The organism is Kibdelosporangium aridum, assembly GCF_900176515.1.
Lineage (GTDB): Bacteria > Actinomycetota > Actinomycetes > Mycobacteriales > Pseudonocardiaceae > Kibdelosporangium > Kibdelosporangium aridum.
In genome coordinates, this window is sequence record NZ_FWXV01000001.1 from 445,335 (window position 1) to 466,714 (window position 21,380).

Consider the following 21,380-nt stretch of genomic DNA (forward strand, 5'->3'; position numbering starts at 1 on the left):
CGTGGTGGGGTTTAACGCCGCGAAGTGGGAGGCACACTTCCTTATGGTGGCGTCCGCGCATTCCTAAGCTTGTGGGTGTAAGAAGGTTCCCGGAAGAGAGCATTGATGTCTGCATACCTGCTAGCCGAGAACGCGCAGCAACCAGTCGGTGGTATGGCCGGATGGGCCGTCGAGCTGATGGACACACTTGGTGGTGTCGGTGCGGCGCTCGTGGTCGGGCTGGACAACCTTTTTCCGCCCATCCCCAGTGAATTGGTGCTGCCGCTGGCCGGCTTCTCCGCGAGCAAGGGCGTGTTCACGCTGGCCGGCGCCCTGTTCTGGACCACGTTGGGCTCCGTTGTCGGCGCGATCATCGTTTACCTGGCCGGGGTGTTACTCGGCCGGGAACGTACCCGCACGATTGTCGGTAAAATCCCGCTGGTCAAGGTGAGTGATTTCGACAAGACCGAGAAGTGGTTCGCAAAACACGGCACAAAAGCCGTATTCTTCGGCCGGATGATTCCGTTGTTTCGAAGTTTTATCTCGTTGCCTGCCGGTGTCGAGAAAATGAACTTCGCCAAATTTCTGGTGCTGACAGCCGCGGGCAGCCTGATGTGGAACACCATTTTCGTCGTGGCCGGCTACCAGCTCGGCGAGAACTGGCACCTGGTCGACCAGTACGCGGGTGTCTTCCAGAAGATCGTCATCGGCGCGGTCGCCGTGGCCGTGGTGCTGTTCGTCATCATGCGGATCCGCAAGAAGCGCAAGGGCGGCGGGGGTGACGGCGACGAGGACGCCACGCAGGTGCTGCCGCGGGTCGAGCGTGACAGCGAAGTCACCCGTCCGATCCGATGAGGGCCTGGCTAGGGTTCGGGTCGTGCCAGAAACCGAGCCGTGGTCTGTGGAGAAGTTCGTCGCAGGGTTGAACCGCAAGCGAATGGCCTCAGGAGTGCTGTTTTGCGACGACGAGGACCGTGTCCTGTTGGTCGAGCCCTCCTACAAGCCGGAGTGGGAGATCCCGGGCGGTTCGGTCGACGAGAACGAGGCACCGTGGGCGACGGCGACCCGCGAGCTGACCGAGGAACTCGGCATGAAGCGCGACCTGGGCAGGCTGCTGGTCGTCGACTACGTATTCCCGCAGGACGCCTGGCCGGAAGCGGTGATGTTCATCTTCGACGGCGGCATCCTCACGCAGTCCGAAGTGGACGCCATGGAGTTCGTCGACGGCGAGATCCTCTCGGCGGGCTTCTACGACCTCGCCGAAGCACGCAAGCGCCTCGCGCCGAGACTGGCCAGACGCGTCGAGGCCGCGTTGCAAGCCCTGCGCCAGGGCACGACCGCGTTGTGCGAGCACGGACACCGCGTCGCCTAGGCAGAGTTGGCGAACACCAGCACAGCGGCCTGATCGCCCGCGCGAACCGGGATCCACGCCTCGGTGAGGTCGTCGAGACGGTCGAAGTCGAGGCTCAGCAGCACCCGGGACTCGAACTCGATCTCGGCGACGAAGTACACCACCTTCTCCCGGATCAGCCGCTGCAGGTGGTCCAGGTCGTCCGCGCTCCACCGCTGCGGTGGCCGCCCGTCGAACTTCGCGAAGAAGTCGACGAAGGGCGTCGCCCTGCCGACCACGACGAGGTAACCCTCAAGTGAGTTCTGCAGGCACGCCCGGCCACCACACCGGTTCTCGTACACCACACCCGTCGGCGCGGGCACGATCAGGCACAGCACCTCGGGGACCGCGTCATGCGGATTGAAATCGACGCGCACCTGCATGGACATAAGCGTAACGCTCGTACTTCAAAGGCCTGGCGCGGTACGTCGTGTTTGCGGTAGATGTGGTGTGTGGTCCAGATTGTGGACCGGTGGAACACGGTGTACTTCGATGGCCGTCTCTCCACTGGGGTACTCGACGAATTGCGTCAACTGGCTGATGCGTCGCCCGACGCGCTGGCATTGGCCGACCGGGCTTTCCGGTTGATGCGCGCTGCCAGGCTGGCGCCGACCGACGTCTCGGTCTTCACCGCGTGGCTGATCGGTTTCAGTGCGCCAAGAACGGTGCCGAGCGCGTGGTCAGGCACCGTCCCTCCGGTCACGATGGCGGGCAGGCACCGCGCCCTCGACGAATACGTGGCTCGAAACCCGTGGCACCGGCCCGAGGGCCAGGGCGTGTTCGTCGACATCGGCTGCGGATTCCCGCCGTTCACCACCATCGAGACCGCCAAGCGGCTGAAGGACTGGCGCGTTGTCGGGGTCGATCCGTCGTTCGGGCGGTATCTCGTGTACGACAAGCAAGGCGCGTACGCCTGCTACGACGACGACCTGCGCCTGCGCTACTACCAGGCGGGCAACTTCGACCCCGATCAGACCGCGACCAAGCGGCGCTTCCAGCAGATCCTCGAGCGGCTCAAGCCGGAACTGTCCGGTGACGAGGTCGCCGACGATGATGGCAGGCTGATCCGCGATCCCATGCGCCACTACGAAACCGGCAACCTCGAACTGCGCGGCGGCGGCATCGGCGAGTTCACAGTGGACGGTGGGGCCGATGTGATCAGGTGCATGAACGTGTTCATGTACTTCGACCACCCGTTCCGGGAGAAGGCGTTGGCGTGGGCCGAGCAACTGCTGCGGCCGGGCGGGCTGTTCGTCTGCGGCAGCAACTGGATCGACTCGGTCAGCTCGCGCTACACGGTCTACCGCAAGGAAAAGGGCCACCTGGTGGCCAAGGAGTTCGCCTTCAGCATCGACAACATCCGGCCGATCGAACTCGCGCCGTGGTACGCGTTGCACGACGACAACTTCGAAAACCTGGCGAACGCGCACGCGGTCGGCACAATTCGGACAGACACGCCGTTCCGCCGCCGGTTCGACGGCCGGCTTGACGCCTTGCTGGCCAACCTGAACATGTGCCCGCGCGGCGCGGACGGCTACCTCGGGCACGCACCCCCCGAAATGCCCGCGGAGGAACGCTCCCGGTGCAGTTCCATCCTCGCCGCCCAACTGGACGACGAAGGCTTCGTCACCGAGGCCGTGGATGTCCTGCGCCGATCCGGGTGGCACGCGTGGCGCAATCACGTCGGCCACGTCGCCATGCGACCGGTGACACCACCCCCGCTTGCTCCTTCGTCTGTACTTTGACGCAGGTGAACACTGAGCTCATGCCGATCGCCACGCAGGCCGTGTCGTTGGCGAGGCGGATCATCCAAGAGCGGACGCCTGCCCACGTGGCCGCCAAGGGCGACCGGGACATGGTCACCGACGTCGACCTGGCGGTCGAGGAGGCCGTACGGGACTTCCTCGCCGCACAGACCCCGGAGATCGGGCTGCTCGGCGAGGAACACGGGCAGACCGGGGCGACCGAGCTCAACTGGGTACTCGACCCGATCGACGGAACCGCGAACTTCGCCCGCGGCATCCCGCTGTGCGCGGTGTCACTAGCCTTGGTCGACGGCAGCAAGCCCGTGCTCGCGGCCATCGATCTGCCCTTTATGGACATCGGTTACACAGCGAGCTCCGGCAATGGCGCGTATGTCAACGGCGAGCCCATTGAATGCTCGTCGGTGCAGGAGCTGTCCGACGCGATGATCTCGATCGGGGATTTCGCGACCGGTGGCGGCGCGGCCGAGAAGAACCGGATCCGGCTCGCGTTGCTGGCCGAGCTGGGTGCGAACGCCCAGCGTATCCGGATGATCGGCACTGCCGCGATCGACATGGCCTGGGTCGCGCACGGCAAGCTGGACGCCACGATCAACCTGTCCAACCACCCGTGGGACACCATGGCCGGTGCGTTGATCGTGCGTGAGGCGGGTGGCGTGGTCGTCGACCACGACGGATCGGACCACTCGATGAATTCGGCGTTCACGATCGCACTGGCACCCGGCGTCTACACTGCGATCATGACGCGACTGGCGGACGCTCAGCGATGACGCGTCGAGTGGTGGTGTTCGGGCTTGGCGGGACCATCGCGATGACCGCCGGCGCGGGTGGTGGTGTTGTTCCCGCGCTGTCCGCGGAGCAACTCGTAGCGGCAGTTCCCGGCCTCGCCGAAACGGGCATCACCGTTGATGTGGTTGACTTCCGGCGGGTGCCGGGCGCCTCATTGTCCTTTGAGGACATCTATGACCTCGCCTCAGCCATCGAGCGGCAGCTGAGCGAAGGCGCGGACGGTGTCGTGATCACGCAAGGCACCGACACCATCGAGGAGACCGCGTATCTGCTGGATCTCATGCACGAACGGAACGAACCGGTCGTGGTGACGGGAGCGATGCGTAATCCGACGCTGGCGGGCGCCGACGGTCCAGCCAACGTGCTGGCCGCGATCCAAACCGCAGCGTCAGAAGCAGCTCGTGAACTCGGCGTGGTCGTGGCGTTCGCCGACGAGATCCACGCCGCAGTGCGGGTACGCAAGACACACACCACGAGTGGGTACACGTTCCAGTCGGCCAACGGCGGGCCGCTGGGCTATGTCGTGGAAGGCACGCCCCGGATCGTCAACCGGCCCAATACCCGCGTCACGGTTCCGGTGCGAACTCGGGAACCTGTCGAAGTCGCCGTGATCCCGATGCTGTTGGGGGACAACGGAACCGTCCTCGAAGCGGTCGCCGGCCGGGTCGACGGGTTGGTCGTGGCGGCGTTCGGCGTCGGGCACGTTCCGGCCGCTGTAGCCGACATCCTCGGCGGGCTGGCCGAACGGATGCCTGTCGTGCTGGCCTCTCGTACCGGTGCGGGCTCGACTCTGGAGCGGACGTACGCCTTTCCCGGCTCCGAATCGGACATGCTCAGTCGTGGCCTGATCCCGGCGGGTTTCCTCGACCAGCTGAAATCCCGGATCCTCTTGCACCACTTGCTCAGCACCGGTCACGACACCGCGAACATCGGCGAGGTGTTCCGCCGCGCGGGCGTCTAGGGCCGTTCGCCGAGCGCTTCCTGCACGGCGGTGCACGGGTCCGCGTCCGGATCCTCGTAGTGGATACGGCTCGCGGCTCGTTGAGTCAGTTCCTGGAACACGGCCTGTTCGTCCGGGGCAAGCGCGGCGAGCATGGCTTGTTCGACAGCGCCGACTCGCCGCTCGGCTGCGGCGAGCACCTTGCGGCCGTGGTCGGTGGCGACAATCCGCCTGGCCCGGCGGTCGGCGGGATCGGGCTTGCGTTCGACAAGCCCGGCCGCCTCCAACGCGTCGATCAGGTATGTCATCACGGTCCGGTCGATGGACAGGTGGGCGGCGAGCGCGGCCTGTGTCGGCAGGTCCTCGTGTACCACAGTGGACAGGACGTGGTAACCGCGTGACCCGTGCGGGATGTCGTTCAGGACGTCCTCGACGCCGTCGTGCCATCGGCGCAGCACCACGGCGAGTGCCCACCCCAGATTCCTGGCTACGCGCTGGGCCATGGTCACACCCTACGGCTTTCTGACAAGGACAACGCGTCGGCCGCTGTCAGGTCGAAGTTCCTGTCGAACACGCCATCCGGGTCGTACTTGGCCTTGAGTTCACGCAACCGGCACAACGTCTCATGGGGAAACGCGTCCAGCAAACGCTCCGGACTCGTGTCGGTCTCGAAACTCAGGTACATCCCATCCAGGTGCGGATACACCTGCGCCCACAGCTCATCCATCCGCTGTTTGCGGCTGGGCGAGGTCGCGGCGATCAGGGAGAAGTTCTGGGTGCGGTGGGCGTACGCCGTCGCGTCCGAAGGCATGTCGTTGACCGCGCCACCAGCCGACCTGAACTGGACGACCAGCACGTCCGACGACTTGATCATCTTCTCGACGGCGGCCGCGACCTCCGGCGTGATGTGGTCCACCAGTCCGCTGTGCGAGTCCGACAGCCCTTGCCCGCGATGCGCGTTACCCGCCGGGTAGACAACCGCGGCATACGGCACGACCTGCGCCTCCTCGGCGAGGATCGGACCCATTGTCAGGAACGGGCTCAAGGCCTGCTGAGCGGCCTCGACCTCGTCGCCCGCGTAGATGAGCGTGGCCTGTGCCACCGGCGGCTGGCCACGGCGAGCGGGGAGCAACGACAGGAAGCTGGTGACCTCCCGCGGCGCGTCCTCCACGAGCTTTCCCCACCGCTGCACCACATCAGCGGTGTCGGTGGCGTCCACGACCAGCACGGCGTGCACCACATTCGCCAGTTCGGTGGCCTCGATCTCGAACGCCGTGACAATGCCGAAGTTCCCGCCCGCGCCGCGCACGGCCCAGAACAAGTCGGGGTCGTTGTGCTGGTCGACGCGCTGGAACGTGCCGTCGGCGAGGACGATCTCGGCCGCGAGGACGTGGTCGATCGTCAGGCCGTAGATGCGCGCGAGATATCCGAGTCCAGCCGTGGTCGCCAGGCCACCGACGCCGACATCGCCGTAGTCGCCCGAACTGATGGCCAGCCCGTGCGGTGCCAGGGCTTGGGCGACGTTTCCCCACCGGGCGCCGGGTTCGACGCGAACCCGCCGCGCGGCCCGGTCCAGAACCTCGACCTTGTTCATCCGGCGGAGGTCGATCACGATCCCGCCGTCGTTCGTGGACCGTCCACTGAGGCCGTGGCCGCCGCTGCGAACAGCAAGGGGGACTTGCTGCCTGCGTGCGTATGCCAAGGCCTCGCGGACGTCGTCGACGTTCTCTGGCTGGATCACCAGTCCCGGCGAGCCTTTGTGCGAGTACGAGTGCCGGACCTGTTCGTAAGCCGGGTCACCCGGGCGCACCGACTTCGCCTGTAACTCCCGCGGGATCGCGTCCATCTTGTTCGGCCCGGTTTCGTTGGGTTCGGTGCCGCGTTCCTTGGCAACGGCCGCACGCAGCGCGGGCGCGACCTCCTCGCCGAAGGTCTGGATGGTCCTGGGGTTGTCGCCGCCGATGAAGAACGCGCTGAACCCGTGCTCCATGACCAAGGGGAGCAGCTCGTCGACCCAGTCCTCGGGCCTGCCGCGCAGGAACGTGTCCGAGTGGTCGTCGAAACTCGCCTGCATGATGTTGAGCAGCCGACGGATCTGACGCGGGTCACGGCCCGCGGCGGCCGCGGCTTCGTCGATCATCGCGTTGGCACTGGCGATGTCGCCTTCCCGCAGGTACTCCAAGGTCGGCAGCCACCCGTCGGCCTTGCTGCCGGTCAGTTTGAGCATCTTCGGCTTGTACGCGCCCAGCCAGATCGAGATGTCGTGCGCGGGCTTCGGGCCGTGCTTCATCCCGGGGAGCTGGTAGTGCTCGCCGTTGAAGCGGAACGCACCCCGCGTTTCCGCGTCCCAAACACCACGGAAGATGTCGATCGCCTCGGACAACGCCTCGATGCGTTCACCCGCGCTCTTGCGTCCGCCGCCCATACCGTGGACCGGGTCAACGAACCCGCCCGCGCCAATGCCCAGCTCAAAGCGCCCGTGGGAGAGCAGGTCGAGGCTCGCCGCGGCCCGGGCGAGCACCGCGGGTGGCCGCAACGGCAGGTTGAGCACGTTGCCCGAGACCAGGATCCGCTTGGTCCTGGCCGCGACCCAGCTCAGCAAGGTCCAGGTGTCCAGCAGGCCCACGTTGTACGGGTGGTCCTGGAAGGTCGCCGCGTCCAGCCCGGCCGCTTCGGTCAACTCGGCCAGACCCACCACGCCGTCCGGATCGCTCACCGAAGGCGTGATGAACGTACCCAACACCAGGTCATGACCGTAGTCCGTCATTCCAACCCCACTAGTCCGACGCGAGATCATCTGTATAGAAGATGATATCTCCGACAACATAGTTGTCCGGCAGAACATTCCCGGACCAACCGGGCAGCGGACCGGAAGATCCAGGTCATCCCGTGATCACACTTCGCCACGCTTGCGCAGCACGGAGTTTGTTGAGGGCGTGGGCATCGAGTTTGTTCAACGTCCCCTGGTCCACCGCTACCCAACGGGAAGTCGAGCCGCGTCTGCTGGCCCGCGTGTCCTCATTGGACTTTCTTGTGTCCTACGGCCTCGCGCCCGTCGGCCTCGCGTTGATCGCGTCAGCGATCGATGCTTTCGGTACCACTGCGGTTCTTGCCGCTTGCGCTGCGGTGTGCTTCGTGGCGGCTCTTGTGCCGAGTGCGCGGCATTTCAAGAGCAGCGCATAACCCAAGCAGGTCAGCCGCTCGTGAGTGCCAGCCGCTTGGTGATCTCCGCGCCAGCCTTGCACACGTGCTCGATCAACCGGGGCTGATCCTCAGTGGAAATCCGTGAAGCGACAGCAGCCACGCTCACCGCGGCCACAACGGTCCCGGCTTCGTCCCGGATGGGTGCTGCCACACCGAGAACCTCCGCATCGACCTCGGCGCGCGTCACCGAATACCCAGCCTCACGGATCTCAGCCAGCCGCGCGAGCAGCTCATCCACGTCGGTGAGCGTGTTCGGGGTGAACCGCTGCAGCGGAGAGGCCTCCAGGACCTTGCGAGCTTCCTCCGGCGGCGTCCACGCGAGCAGCGCCAACGCCGACGCGCCCGCGTTGATCGGCAAAGTACTGCCGCGCTCGTACGAGATCCGGACCCGGTGCGTCTCGGACTCGGCGCGATCCAGGCAGACCACCAGGTCACCGACCCGGCGGGTCAGCAGCACCGTCTCGTGCGCGGTCGCCGCGAGCTCGGCCATGACCGGCGCGGACACCTCGGACAGGCCGTAGGACCGACGAGCCAGCCTGGCCAGCTCGAGGATCCGCAAGCCGAGCCGGAACCCACCGCCCGGCGCTTCCTCAAGGAAGTGGTTGGCGACCAGGCTCTGCAGGTAGCGGTACGCGGTCGACTTGGCCACGCCCAGCCTGCTCGCGACTTCCATGCCCGAGATCACCGGGAGGTCGTCGCCGAACATGGCAAGGATGTCCAATGCCTTGTCGGCGGTCGAGTTGCGCTCGCGATAGCCCGATGAATCACGTCCAGCCATGCACAACATTATGCGTAGCTGATGTGCACGGCCTTCGTCTCGGTGAAGCTCAGCAGCTCCTCGAGACATTCCTCCCGGCCGATCCCGGACGATTTGACCCCGCCGAACGGCGTGCCGACGTAGTGCGTCGACGAACCGTTGATCCACACGTAGCCCGCTTCCAGTGCGTTGGCGACGCGGTGCGCGCGGCGCAGGTCGTTGGTCCAGACCGACCCAGTGAGGCCGTATTCCACGGAGTTGGCGAGCCGTACGGCCTCGGCCTCGTCGCGGAACGACAGCACGCTCAGCACGGGCCCGAAGACCTCCTCCTGTGCGATCCGCATGTCCGGCGTGACATCCGTGAACACGGTCGGCTCGACGGCCAGAGCCGTGCCTGGAACCGGGCTGCCACCCGCCGCGACGGAAGCGCCCTCGCCGCGGGCGATCTCCAGGTAGCCGGTGACCTTGTCGAACTGGTCCTGGGACACCAGGGTGCCGACGTCGGTGGCCGGGTCGAACGGGTCGCCGACTCGCAACCCACCAGCCAGCCGGGCCACCTCGGCCACGACCTGCGGGCGGATGTCCTCGTGCACGACCAGTCGCGTGGTCGACCCGCACGATTGACCGGACCACGAGAAGTTCATCCCGTGCACCACCGACTGTGCGACCTCCGCTGGGTCGGCGTCCGGGAAGGCGACCATCGCGTTCTTGCCGCCCAGTTCCAGCGTCACGTGCTTCACCGAGGTCTCGGCCGCGGCTCGCTGGATGATGAGGCCGGTTCGTGCGCTGCCGATGAACGCGATCCGGCGCACGTCAGGGTGCCGGACGATCGCGTCGCCGGTCGCGGGCCCGCTGCCGGTCAGGATCGACAGCACGCCCTCCGGCAGCAGGTCCGCGACCAGTTCGCCCAGTCGCAAGGCCGACAGCGGGGTCTGGTGCGGCGCCTTGAGAATCACGCTGTTGCCCGCGACCAGCGGTGCGGCGATCTTGCCCGCCGCGAACATGATCGGGTGGTTGTACGGGATGATCCTGGCGACCACGCCGATCGGCTGGTGGGTGGTGAAGTGCAGCGCATCCGCGGTCACCGGGACCGTGTCACCGGTCAGCGCGCGGGCGATGTCGGCGAAGTACTCCAGCATTTCCGCGCCGCGGTGCACGTCGTCCTGCGCCAGCCGGATGATGTTACCACCGTCCAAAGTGTCCAGTGCGGCGAGCTCGGCGGCGTTTTCCCTGACCCGCGCGGCGATCTGGCGCACGATCGCGGCCCGTTCCGCGATGGGCGTGGCCGCCCACGCAGGGAAGCCTTGGGAGGCGGCGGTGACCGCCGCGTCGACCTCTTGGCTGCCCGCGTCCGGGACGTGGGCGATCACCTTGCCGGTGACCGGTGACGGGTTCTCGTAGGTCGTCTTCGCCGGGACGAGCTTGCCACCGATGAGCAGACGCCAGTCGTGCGCGAGCGTGTCGGCGGTGAGTGCGAGTGCGTCAGGCATCGTTCATCTCCTTCATCTCCTTGTCTTGCGGGCCAAGTAGTTCCAGCCCGCTTCGATCTGGCTCGGTGGCCAGCATTCGGCCGTCTTCAACGCCACCTCGGCCGGGTCCGACCACCGCTTCGGTCCACCCGCGGCCATCGCGGTCAGCTGGATGCCGCACGCCCGGTCCAGCAACACCGCGTGCATCACGGCATGTGCGACATCCGTGCCCACCGCGACCAGACCGTGTTGCGGAATCAGACAGGCCCGCGCGTCGCCGAGTGTTTCGGCGAGGGACTCGCCCAGTTCTTGTGTCCGGATGAGACTTCCGGTTCGGGTGAACCGCGGGATGTCCGGTTCGGTGAACAGAACGCCGTCATGGTTGATCGCCCTGATCGGCACTTCAAGAGATGCGAACGCGCTCGCGGCCGTGGCGTGCGTGTGGATCACACAGTCCACATCGGAGCGTACTGCCATGACACCCGTGTGGATCGGGTACTCGATATGCCGCTTTCCTTCCCCCTCAAGTACTTCACCGTCCCACGAGACCAGCAGCACGCGATCCGGCTCGACCTCCTCGAAGCCCCAGCCCGCGGCCTTCATCCAGATCCCGCGGCCCGCGCGGTCGCGAATGGACACATGGCCCCACACCATGTCGTCCTGCCCGGCGACGGCAAGGGCGTGATGCGCCCGGACCACGTCGGCGACCTGCTCATTCATACATTGACCTCCTGACGCCTTCTTCCGACGACCACCAGCACGGACACGATCACGGCGGCGCAGAGGGCGGTCGTGGCGAACGTGTAGAACACCGCGCGCGGGCCCAGACCCGCCGAGAGCACCCAGCCGCCGAGTGCCGGTGCCAGTACCGCGCCGGATCGTCCCATGCCGTTGGCCCAGCCGATCGCCGTGCCACGCAAGCGAACCGGGTAGGAATCCGCGACCGAGGCGATCACCAGGTTCAACGCGGAGTGCGCGCCCGCGCCGATCAAGGCGATCAGCGCCAGCAACAACACCATGCTGCTGGTGCCGATGGCCGTACCGAAGATGCCCGCGGAGGTGAGCAAGGCGCACACCACAGCCATCGGCCGGGCGCCGTATCGGCGAGCGGCGGCGGCGAACAGGAACGACGCGACGACGGCCGCGATGTTGAGTGTCATCGAGAACTGCAGCGCCGAGCTCAACGGGTAACGAAGCTCCCGCATCAGCGTCGTCAGCCAGGTGTTCATTCCGTACCACGTCAACAGGTTCAGCACGGACGCGGCGGCGAACAGGATCGAGGTCACCAGGAACGCGCGGGAGAACAGCGCGGTGATCCGCGGGCGTTCCGCGGTGCCGAGGAACTGCTGCGACTCAGGCAGTTTGGCCCAGCCGAGGATCAGGATCGCGACCGAGATCGCGCCGCCGATCAGGAACATCGGACGCCAGCCGTGGGTCGGCAGGATGGCCAGCCCCAGCAGGGACGCCGAGGTGCCGCCAAGGGGCACGCCGGCCATCAGGATCGTCACGGTCAGCGGGGTGCGGCCTTCGGGTGAGTACTCCTTGGCCAGTGCCAGCGCCGACGGGATGACCGCGCCCATCCCGAGCCCGGCCAGCAGCCGGAAAAGCCCGAGCTGCCAAGGCGCTTGGGCCAGCGCGCAGGCGAACGTCCACACCGTGAACACCACCGTCGACGCCAGCACGACGGTGCGGCGGCCGCGGGTGTCGGTGAGCCTGCCGCCGATCAGACTGCCGACGAGCATGCCCAGGTAGACGAGGCTGCCGATCTCACCGGCGCTCGAGGTGGTCAGTCCCCAGCCGGGTTCGGCGAGCAATTTGGGCAACAACGCGCCGTAGACGATCAAGTCGTATCCCTCGGCGACGACGACCGTCGCGCACAAGGCGACCACGGTCCACGAGCTGGTTTTAGACATCAGGACTCCCTCGACCTTGACGTCCCCCTGACCTCCGTTGACGGTAGAGTCCTGAAATTCGAAAAACAAGTCCTTGTATTCAGGACTAGCCGGGGTTACCGTCGAGACACCGGAAGGAGGAGGCCGTGCTGACACGACAGTTCGACATCGCGGTAGCCGGTGCGGGGCCGGTGGGGATGACCGCGGCCGCGTTACTGGTTCGGATGGGTTTGGACGTGGTCGTGCTCGAACGCAACGCCACCACCAGCGACGAGCCGAAGGCGATCAGCATCGACGACGAGGCCCTGCGCATCTACCAGGCGGCGGGTCTGCAGGAACGGCTGCTGGACATCATCGTTCCGGGCACCGGTACGCGGTACTACAACGCTTCGGGACGCCCGGTTTTCCAGGCCCGCGCGGCTAGGCCGTACCGCCTCGGGCACCCGTTCAAGAACCCGTTCGCGCAGCCCGATCTTGAGCGCGAGCTCATGGCGCACCTGCGTTCGCACAGCAACGCGACGGTCATGATGGGCACCGAGCTGCTCGCGTTCACACAGGACGCCGACGGTGTCGAGCTGAAGTGCCGCGACGGGCTGGTGCGTGCGCGCTACCTGCTCGGATGCGACGGCGGACGGTCCACTGTCCGTGAGTACCAAGGCATCGGCATGACCGGCGAAAGTTACTCCGACGTGTGGCTGGTCGCGGACGTGCTCGGCGATCCGCATGACGAGCGCTACGGCATGCACCACGGCGACCCGGACCGTCCGCACGTGATCATCCCGGGACGCGACGGTCGCTGCCGATACGAGTTCCTGCTGCACCCGGGCGAGGGCGAAGCCGGCGTACGGCCGCCGTTCTCACTGGTCAAGAGCTTGCTCGCGCCGTTCAGGACGCTGGAGCCCGCGGAAGTCGAGCGCGTGGTCACTTATCGCTTCAACGCCGTGGTGGCCGACGAATGGCGGCACGGCAGGACGTTCCTGCTCGGCGATGCCGCGCACATGATGCCGCCGTTCGCGGGGCAGGGCCTCAACTCGGGTATCCGGGACGCGGCCAATCTGGCATGGAAGATCGCCGATGTGCTCGCGGGCAGGCTCGACGAGTCGGCTTTGGACAGCTACGAGGCCGAGCGCAGGCCGCACGCCGAGGCGACGGTCCGGCTCTCGGTCAGGTGGGGGGAGGTCGTGATGACCACGAATCCCCGGTTCGCCGAGCGGCGGGACGCGTTGATCGACCGTGTGCTGTCCACACAGGATGGACGTAGTTTCCTTGAGGAGATGCGCTACCGGCCGCGCCAGGTCTACCGGTCCGGTCTGGTGTCTCGTGGTGGCGGTGAAGTAGTCGGCCAACCAAGGGTTTTCGACACGGCGACCAGCCGGATCGTGATGCTCGACGACATCCTTGGCGCCGGGTGGGCGCTGATCGGAGTCGGGGTCGACTTGGACTGCTATCTCGGCGCGGTCGGTGCGACCTCGCCCGTTGCGCCCAGCGTTTTCCACGTCCCCGTGGACGATCGGTTGCCCGTCGGGGATGTGCGTGTGCTCGTCGACGTGGACGGCGGTCTGGACCTCGAGTTCGCGCCGTACCGCGGCAAGTTCGTGTTGCTGCGGCCCGACAGGTTCGTGGCCGCCGCTTGGGAGCCTGGCGACCCGCCCGCTCTCGCTTCGGATCTCTCCTGGTCCCTGGACCGAAAGGCAGTGTCATGACCAAACCTGTCCGCGTGACCCTCCCCGAGACGGGAGCAGCCGGTGCGTTGCGGGACACGGCCGTGTCGCACATCGGTTTCCGCGTGCCGGACGTGCCGGCCGCAGTTCAGTTCTACGCGACGGTCCTCGGACTCGTTGTGCAGGACGAACTCCCGGACGGTGGAGCGCGACTTGGCTGGGGCACCGGGCATCACGTCGTGGACCTGATCCCCGGTGAGAAGGCGCTCGACCACATCGCCTTCGAGGTGCGTGACGCTGGTGGACTCGACGCCATCGCGGCCCGGCTGTCGTCCTGCACCGAACTGGACGAGTCTTATGTGGACCACCCGCTGGGCAAGGTCCGCGGAATCAGCACGACCGACCCGGACGGCAACACAGTGCACTTCCACAGTGCGGTCTACCGTCAGGGTGAGAACGCCGCGGACACCGGACGCAGGCCGATCAAATACCAGCACGTGACACTGGCCACCTCGGACGTCGCCCGGATGGCCGAGTTCTACGTCGGCACAGTGGGTTTCCGCATCTCCGACCAGCTGGCCGACGGCGGATTCGCGTGGCTGCGCAGCAACCGTGACCACCACACCTTGGCGGTTGTCGGAAGTGGACAGCGCGGCCTCGACCACTACTCCTACGACCTGGCGGAGTGGGAGGACTTCAAGGCGTGGTGCGACCGCCTGACCGACATCGGCGTGGACGTCGTCTGGGGCCCGGGACGGCATGGGCCCGGCAACAACCTGTTCGTGTTCTTCGACGACCCGGCGGGCAACCACATCGAGCTCTCGGCCGAGATGGAGAAGTTTCACGACGACCGGGTGGAATACGTGCCGCGCAGGTGGGAACCGGTGCCCAACAGCGTGAACCTATGGGGCGGGCAGCTGGCGAAGTGGCGCCACACCTCGGAAGGGAAGTGAGTCGTGCCGTACGCCAGCTACACCTACCAAGGCGCCGACCGAGTCGGCCGGGTCGACGGCGACACCCTGATCCCGTTGGACTTGGCATCCCTGGGTTCCGCGGATGCCTTGCAGGCGGCGACCGAGCTTTCCGCACAGGCGGTCGCGGTGTCCGATGTCCATCTGCGCCCAGTGATCCCTCGCCCGGACAAGATCATCTGCGTCGGGCTGAACTACCACGCGCATGTCGGCGAGACAGGGCGTGAACTGCCGACCTACCCGGTGATGTTCACGAAGTTCGCCGGCAGCCTGATCGGCCCGCACGACGACATCGTCCTGCCGCCGGAGTCCGCGCAAGTGGACTATGAGGCGGAACTGACCGTCGTGATCGGCCGAGCGGGCCGCCGGATCCCGGTGGAGAAGGCATACGACCACGTCCTGGGCTACACGGTCGCCAACGACATCACCATGCGGGATTACCAATACAAGACCCACCAGTGGTTGCAAGGCAAAACGTGGGACAACTCGACACCGTTGGGCCCGTACCTCGTGCTGCCGCAGGAGGTGGACCTGACGGCCGCGGGCGTACGGACCCGGCTGGGCGACAGGGTTCTGCAGGAGTCGGACACGTCCAAGCTGATCTTCGACATCCCCGCCCTGATCTCGACGATCTCGCAGTTCACCACGCTGCTGCCGGGAGACCTGATCCTGACCGGAACGCCCGGCGGCGTCGGCTACCGCCGCGACCCCCAGCTCTTCCTGCAGGACGGCGACGTGATCACCGTCGAGGTCGACGGGGTCGGCACCCTGACAAATCGAGTAGTCAGCGAGCAGCCATAGCCGGGACACTCGTGATAGCACCCGATGGCAGTGTGATCCGGGAGTTGAGCCGGTTCGACAACGACGCCGATCTCTATCGGTATCCGTTGGCGTTGTTGACAATGCCCAATGGGCGAACGGGAGTCGTGCATTGCCCCGAAGACAGCGGTCAGCTGGACATCGAGGACGCACTGCATGACGTGGGCACCGGTGACGTGCTGGCCGAATGGCCTGAGCTGGCGACGGGGGAGGCGAAATCCTCTCTGGTCGGGGATGGCTGGTTCTCAGGTCCGGCGACGATCGCGGTCGATCCGGTGAACTCGAGGTTCGCGCACACCGACGGTTCGGCGGTTACGGTCATTCAACTCGGGTGAAAACCCTAGAATCGGCCGGTGCGCCCGGAGGATGAACCCGATCCCGTAAACCTCGACGAATGGGCTGTGACGCGGGAAACGCTGTCCGCTTTGCTCTACGAAGCGCTGCGGCAGCCGGAGATCGAGGCCGCGCTGGCCGAATCGGACATCACGGATCTCGAGGCCGGTCAGGCCGTGCTCGACGACCAGACGGTCCTTGCCCGGGTCCGGATGGAGCTGGATGAGGCGCGCCGCGGCCGGCATGAGACCAATACGTTCGGCGCCGGGAAGGACAGCACCGGTCGGTCCCGGCTGTCGTTGCGGGAGATCCGGCAGTTGCTGGTCGTGTTCCTGCTCGGGGTCGGATACCTGTCGTTGATGCGGGCGACGTGGGCGGACCTGGCATTCGTCGATCACGTTCTGGTGGTGATCGGGTTCGTCGCGACGATCGCCATCTCCGCGAGGATGGCCATCGCGCGGGTGCCTGAGATCCTGACCTACTTCGGTTTCGACGAACCGGAGGGCGTGGCCGACGACACCCTTGGGCTTGGCGAGCGGCGGAATGTCGTTCTGGTGACGTTGGTTGTGCCGGAGTTGATGCGGTACATCGAACGTCGCCGTACACGGGAGTACAGCACTACGTTGCGTTCCCGGCAGGTGACCAATCTCTATATCGACGACGAAGTCGACGTCGTCATCACCGAACCGGCGGAACGGCTTGTCCGTGCGCTCAAACGAGCGGGCTCCGGGGCGATTGCCTTGGCCGGGCAACGAGGAACCGGTAAGACCACCGCCATCCAAGCGATCCTGCAGGGGCGTTTCCAGTCACCGGACGGGCCTCCCTCGCTGACCGTCGTGGCGGCCGCCCCGGCCCTGTACGAAGCGCGTGATTTCGTGCTGCACTTGCATGCCTTGCTGTGCCACGCGGTTGTCGGCAAGATCGACGATCTGGTGCACAAGCGCCGCGAGGAATCGTGGGACAGCAAGGCAGAAGCGTGGGCCCGCACCGTGGCCATCCTGATCTCGATGGGCATGATCGCAGCCGCGGTGTTCGGCGGCAGTCAACTTTTAGGCATGACGGTCCCTGCGTTTCTGGAGGAACTCAGGCGGTCCGCAGTCGCGGTATGGAACGGATTCCCGGAAGCTGTCCCAGGCGTTTTCTTCGGCGGGTCGATACTGCGCGGGATCGTCCTCGTGGCCAGTGTGTTGGTCGCGGCGTACACCGTCAGGCTCGCGTTCTCCATACTGGTCGGCGTCTTGGAAGCGTTGCGCTGGGTGTGGCGCAGAATCAGCAGGCGCAGCCGGGACCCGCTGCGGGCCCTGAAAACGGAAGCGAAGGACCAGCTGCAGCGGATCCGCTTCCTGCAGACGTTCACCTCCGGCTGGTCCGGCAAGATCAGCACGCCGTTGAAGGGCGAGGCCGGCCGGACCTGGCAGGCCCAGCGTGCCGAGCAGCAGCTGACACACCCCGAAGTGGTCGAGAAGTTCCGGCAGTTCGCGCAGCGCAGTGCACAGGTTTTCATCCGGCACGGTGTGATCGACCGGATCGTGATCGCGATCGACGAGCTCGACAAGATCGGTGAGCCGGAGAAGGCGCACGAGTTCGTCAACGACATCAAAGGCGTTTTCGGTGTTCCCGGTTGTCTTTTCCTTGTCTCCGTGTCCGACGACGCCTTCACCACGTTCGAACAGCGTGGGATCGCCGTGCGGGACGCCTTCGACAGCGCGTTCGCCGAAATGATCCGGATGGAGCACTTCACGCTGGACGAAAGCAGGCATTGGATCGGCCGCCGCCTGCCCGGCGCGCCCGAGCAATTCACCGTCCTGTGCCATTGCATGTCTGGTGGTCTGCCGCGTGACCTGCGGCGGTGCGTCGTGGAAATGCTCGACGTGTCCTTCGATCTCTACAACCCGCCGCTGTCCGCGGTCGTCGCCAGGATGGTCCGGCACGAGGTTGTGAAGAAAGCCCACGCGTTCGCCGGGACGGCCCGGGCGCAGGAAGTCGCCGACGGGCTTTCGGACCTGATGGCCGACCTGCTCACCGCACGGTCGGTGACCACGGCGGGGGAGATGATCGAACTCGCCGGCAGCCTGAGCAAGACCGACGAGAGCTATCCCCGGTTACGCGCGCAGAGCAGCACGTTTCTGCTGTTCTGCGCCACGGTCCTTGAGGTGTTCACCGACGAGCTGGACGAGGAGGCGTTGCGGGACACCAAGGTTGAGACGCTGGCAACGGTCCGTCAGCAGATGGCGGTCGAGCCACAGGTCGCCAGGCGTTTGCTGCTCACGTTCCGGAAAGAGCAAGGACTGGAGCTAGGCTGAAGGCGTTCTCCGCGGAACAGGCACGCGCTGGGGGAAACAGTGACGGCAGTCGAGTTCGGTCTGCTCGGCGCGATCGAGGCGCGCATCGACGGCCAGCAGATCGAGCTGGGTCATGCGCGGCAACGACATGTCCTTGCTGCGCTGCTCGTCGACGCCGACCGGTTGGTGCCCATCGCGGATCTTGCCGCCCGCATCTGGGGTGAGCAGACGCCACACAGCGGTCTCACGCCCCTGTACGGCTATCTGTCCCGGCTAAGACATGTGCTCGCACCCGCCGAGCGGAGTGTCCGGATTGTCCGGCAACCGGGCGGATACATGGCCGCGGTCAACCCAGCGAACGTTGACCTGCACCGTTTCCGGCAGCTGATGGCACGCGCACGAAGCACCGACGAGCCGACGCGGGCGATGGGTTTGTTCCATGAGGCGTTGGCGTTGTGGCGCGGCGAACCGTTCGCGAGTTTCGACAATCCGTGGTTCAACAGCCAGCGCGTGGCGTTGTTGCGGGAACGGGAGTCCGCTGAGTTCGACTTGCGTGACCTGCGACTGCGTTGCGGCCAGCACGCCGAGGTCCTGACCGAGGTGAGTGGGGCCTTCGAGGCAGACCCGTTGAACGAGCGCGTGGCCGGTCAGTTGATGCTCGCGCTGTACCGGCAAGGCCAGTCGGCTGAGGCGTTGACGTGTTACGACCGGATGCGCTCCCGGCTGGCCGACGAGCTGGGCGTGCCGCCGAGTCCGCAGCTGCAGCGGCTCTACCAGCGGATTCTTGAGGCCGACCCGGAACTCGTGCCGACCGCGCTGCCTGCCTCCGGTGAGCGGGCGCCCGCTGTGCAAGCAAGGGCTTGGTCGGCGCCGGCGTTGCTGCCGCCGAGCGTTCCCGACTTCACCGGCCGGATGGCCGAGATCGCCTCGCTGTGCAAGCACTTGACCGACGACTGGGGCTCGGCATCGTCCGTCACCACGATCGTCGGCATGGGCGGTATCGGGAAGACCGCGCTGAGCGTGCACGTCGCCCAGAACACGGGCGCGTCCTACACCGACGGCCAGCTCTGGGCGAACCTTCGTGGCGCCAGCGACACCCCGGCGAAGTCCACCGATGTGCTCGCGCGATTCCTGCGTGCGCTGGGTGTTCCGGATCGGGCGATTCCCGCCGACCCGGATGAGCGCATGGAGACGTACCGCACGCTGGTGAACGGCCGGAAGATCCTGATCGTGCTGGACGACGCCGCCTCCGAGGAACAGGTCCGGCCGCTGCTGCCAGGGACTCCGACGTGCGCGGTGGTGATCACCAGCCGCGCCAGGCTGGTCGGGCTGGAAGGCGCGCACCGCATCGACCTCGACGTGTTCGCCACCGACGAGGCCATCGACCTGTTCACCCAGATCGTCGGCGAAGACCGGGTCACGCCTGAACTCTCGGCGGCGACCGAGATCGTCGAACTCTGCGGCGGACTGCCGCTGGCTGTCCGGATCGCGGGCGCACGCCTGGCAGCCAGACCCGCGTGGCGGTTGGCGCACCTCGCCGAGATGCTCAGCGACGAACGTCGCCGGCTGGACCAGCTTTCAGCGGGTGATCTTGCGGTCCGCGCCTCACTCGCGTTGAGCTACCGAGGCCTCGATGATTTGCCGCGCAGGCTCTTTCGTCTGCTCGGACTGTTCAGCGCGCCGGATTTCCCACCATGGCTGGCGTCCATGGTGCTGGAGTGCCCGGTGCACGAGGCCACTGAGTACGCCGAGGCGTTGGTCGACGCCCAGCTTCTCGCCACGTCCGGCACGGATGCCGCGGGGCAGTACCGATACCGGTTCCACGACCTGGTCAGGTTGTTCGCGGCGGAACGCGCCGCCGATGAGGAGACCGCGGAAAGCCGGACCCGTGCACTGGAACAGGGGATGGGTGGCTGGCTCGGACTTGCTGAGCGGATGTCGGCGTTGGTGCCCGGTCCGTGTTTCGCGCCGATCGCCAGCCCGGCGCCCCGCCCGCCGACGGACCATCTGCTCGAGGACTTCCGGCCGGAGTGGGCGGCGAACTGGTTCGACGCGGAGCGGGGCGCGCTGTTGTCGACTGTCCGCCAGGCCTGTCGCCTCGGCATGACGGACTTCGCGTTCGACCTGGCGCAGCGGATGGAGAAGTACTTCGACGTCCGCGGGATGTACACCGACTGGATCGCGCTCAACACCCAGGTGATGGCGCTGTGCCAGGAATCCGGCAACGCGTTGGGCGAAGCGGTCATGCTTCGCGGCCTCATCGACGTCACGACCTGGGCCGACGTCTCGCACGAAGACGCGATGGCACGTCAGTACGACGAATCGCTCAGGCTCAGGGAGATGTTCACCGAACTTGGCCTGCCCCAAGGAGTCGCGGACGCGGCACTGATGGGTTCGTGGTCGTTGACCGCGAACGCCGCCTACACCGATGCGATCACCTTGGCCGACGAGGCACTGCGGCTCGCGACCGAGTCCGGGCATCTCGGGGGTCAGGCCAGGGCTGAGCTATCGCTTGCTCTGGCGTACTTCGAGAACCGGGACGTGCTGGTCGCGATCGGCCACGCCGACAACGCACTCGTCAAGGCCCGTGAACTCGGCAACACCCGATGCATCGCCACCGCCTTGCAGTTCGCCGGGATCGGTTACCGCGTGATCGGCGACTTCGACGTCAGCAAACAGATGCTGGACGAGTCGCTCGAGCTCTCCCGGTCCTCTCGCGACTACTACACCGAGGTGCTCACGTTGCTGGCGTTGGCACGGTTGTACTTCAACACCGGTGACCCCGAGGCACGTCCGACCGCCGAGGCGGCGATTTCGCTCAGTCGCGACTACAACATGAGCCACCACCTCGGCGAGGCGCTGGAGATCCTCGGCTCGATCGAAATCGCCGACGGCCGCCCGGCCAAGGCCATTCCGTACCTCGAGGAGTCCGTCGCGCTCTGGCGCACCCGCGGCTGGCATTCCTTCCACGCGACCGCGCTGACCAGCCTCGGCAAGGCGTACACGGACGTCGACCCGCGGGCCGCGCGGGCGGCGTTCCGTGCCGCGCATGATCTTTTCGTCCAGGTCGGGAACATCGACCAGGCGACCGAAGTCGCCCGGCTCGCGGAGTTATAGCCAGCCAGGAGCGA

General features: G+C 66.4%; 18 protein-coding genes. 11 read left to right on the forward strand and 7 right to left on the reverse strand.

Features of this window, described 5'->3' with window-relative positions:
- Positions 1–105: 105 nt before the first annotated feature.
- Both B9C43_RS01545 and B9C43_RS01550 read left to right on the forward strand, forming a co-directional pair.
- Entirely contained in the window at positions 106–834 is a 729-nt protein-coding gene (locus B9C43_RS01545; RefSeq protein WP_084424262.1) for a DedA family protein, read from the forward strand.
- Positions 835–856: 22 nt separating this feature from the next.
- A complete protein-coding gene (locus tag B9C43_RS01550; protein ID WP_235038390.1) occupies positions 857–1,351 on the forward strand; it encodes an NUDIX domain-containing protein in 495 nt (164 codons plus the stop codon).
- On the opposite strand, the gene B9C43_RS01555 is transcribed toward B9C43_RS01550, so the two are convergent.
- Positions 1,348–1,752 carry a DUF6210 family protein gene (locus B9C43_RS01555; protein WP_143446017.1) on the reverse strand — a complete coding sequence of 135 codons (405 nt, stop codon included), beginning with the start codon at positions 1,750–1,752 and terminating at the stop codon, positions 1,348–1,350. The genes B9C43_RS01550 and B9C43_RS01555 overlap by 4 nt on opposite strands.
- Positions 1,753–1,821: 69 nt before the next feature.
- Here B9C43_RS01555 and B9C43_RS01560 point away from each other — a divergent pair, with 69 nt between their 5' ends.
- The 3 genes from B9C43_RS01560 to B9C43_RS01570 are packed head-to-tail and all read left to right on the forward strand — an operon-like array spanning position 1,822 to position 4,882.
- The gene (locus tag B9C43_RS01560; RefSeq protein WP_084424263.1) at positions 1,822–3,114 is read left to right on the forward strand and encodes a CheR family methyltransferase; all 1,293 of its coding nucleotides are present in this window, start codon (positions 1,822–1,824) and stop codon (positions 3,112–3,114) included.
- A gap of 20 nt (positions 3,115–3,134) precedes the next feature.
- Positions 3,135–3,902, forward strand: a complete 768-nt coding sequence (locus B9C43_RS01565) for an inositol monophosphatase family protein (RefSeq protein WP_084424264.1) — start codon at positions 3,135–3,137, stop codon at positions 3,900–3,902.
- Positions 3,899–4,882, forward strand: a complete 984-nt coding sequence (locus B9C43_RS01570; protein WP_084424265.1) for an asparaginase — start codon at positions 3,899–3,901, stop codon at positions 4,880–4,882. Before B9C43_RS01565 ends, B9C43_RS01570 begins: the two co-directional genes overlap by 4 nt.
- Here the strand turns inward: B9C43_RS01570 and B9C43_RS01575 are convergent.
- The 6 genes from B9C43_RS01575 to B9C43_RS01605 form a co-directional block, all read right to left on the reverse strand.
- A complete protein-coding gene (locus B9C43_RS01575) occupies positions 4,879–5,364 on the reverse strand; it encodes a MarR family winged helix-turn-helix transcriptional regulator (protein WP_084424266.1) in 486 nt (161 codons plus the stop codon). The two genes, B9C43_RS01570 and B9C43_RS01575, sit on opposite strands and share 4 nt — an antisense overlap.
- A gap of 2 nt (positions 5,365–5,366) precedes the next feature.
- Entirely contained in the window at positions 5,367–7,628 is a 2,262-nt protein-coding gene (locus B9C43_RS01580; RefSeq protein ID WP_084424267.1) for an LLM class flavin-dependent oxidoreductase, read from the reverse strand.
- 426 nt (positions 7,629–8,054) lie between these two features.
- Positions 8,055–8,843 (reverse strand): IclR family transcriptional regulator, encoded by a 789-nt coding sequence (locus tag B9C43_RS01590; protein ID WP_084425522.1) that lies wholly within the window; start codon positions 8,841–8,843, stop codon positions 8,055–8,057.
- A gap of 8 nt (positions 8,844–8,851) precedes the next feature.
- Positions 8,852–10,312 (reverse strand): aldehyde dehydrogenase family protein, encoded by a 1,461-nt coding sequence (locus B9C43_RS01595; RefSeq protein WP_084424268.1) that lies wholly within the window; start codon positions 10,310–10,312, stop codon positions 8,852–8,854.
- Between the two features lie 12 nt (positions 10,313–10,324).
- Positions 10,325–11,011 (reverse strand): class II aldolase/adducin family protein, encoded by a 687-nt coding sequence (locus B9C43_RS01600; protein WP_084424269.1) that lies wholly within the window; start codon positions 11,009–11,011, stop codon positions 10,325–10,327.
- Positions 11,008–12,204, reverse strand: a complete 1,197-nt coding sequence (locus B9C43_RS01605; RefSeq protein WP_084424270.1) for an MFS transporter — start codon at positions 12,202–12,204, stop codon at positions 11,008–11,010. Before B9C43_RS01605 ends, B9C43_RS01600 begins: the two co-directional genes overlap by 4 nt.
- 125 nt (positions 12,205–12,329) lie before the next feature.
- On the opposite strand from B9C43_RS01605, the gene B9C43_RS01610 reads away from it, so the two are divergent.
- From B9C43_RS01610 to B9C43_RS01635, 6 genes are read left to right on the forward strand one after another with little or no spacing between them, the layout of a single operon-like run.
- Positions 12,330–13,886, forward strand: coding sequence for an FAD-dependent monooxygenase (locus B9C43_RS01610; protein WP_235038392.1), 1,557 nt, complete (start codon positions 12,330–12,332; stop codon positions 13,884–13,886).
- Entirely contained in the window at positions 13,883–14,797 is a 915-nt protein-coding gene (locus B9C43_RS01615; protein ID WP_084424271.1) for a VOC family protein, read from the forward strand. The genes B9C43_RS01610 and B9C43_RS01615 overlap by 4 nt, the downstream gene beginning before the upstream one ends.
- Positions 14,798–14,800: 3 nt before the next feature.
- Positions 14,801–15,616, forward strand: coding sequence for a fumarylacetoacetate hydrolase family protein (locus B9C43_RS01620; RefSeq protein ID WP_084424272.1), 816 nt, complete (start codon positions 14,801–14,803; stop codon positions 15,614–15,616).
- Positions 15,617–15,648: 32 nt separating this feature from the next.
- Entirely contained in the window at positions 15,649–15,969 is a 321-nt protein-coding gene (locus tag B9C43_RS01625; RefSeq protein ID WP_143446020.1) for a hypothetical protein, read from the forward strand.
- 18 nt (positions 15,970–15,987) lie between these two features.
- Positions 15,988–18,270 carry a hypothetical protein gene (locus B9C43_RS01630; RefSeq protein WP_143446022.1) on the forward strand — a complete coding sequence of 761 codons (2,283 nt, stop codon included), beginning with the start codon at positions 15,988–15,990 and terminating at the stop codon, positions 18,268–18,270.
- 39 nt (positions 18,271–18,309) lie between these two features.
- Positions 18,310–21,366 (forward strand): AfsR/SARP family transcriptional regulator, encoded by a 3,057-nt coding sequence (locus B9C43_RS01635; protein WP_084424275.1) that lies wholly within the window; start codon positions 18,310–18,312, stop codon positions 21,364–21,366.
- Positions 21,367–21,380: the final 14 nt, after the last annotated feature.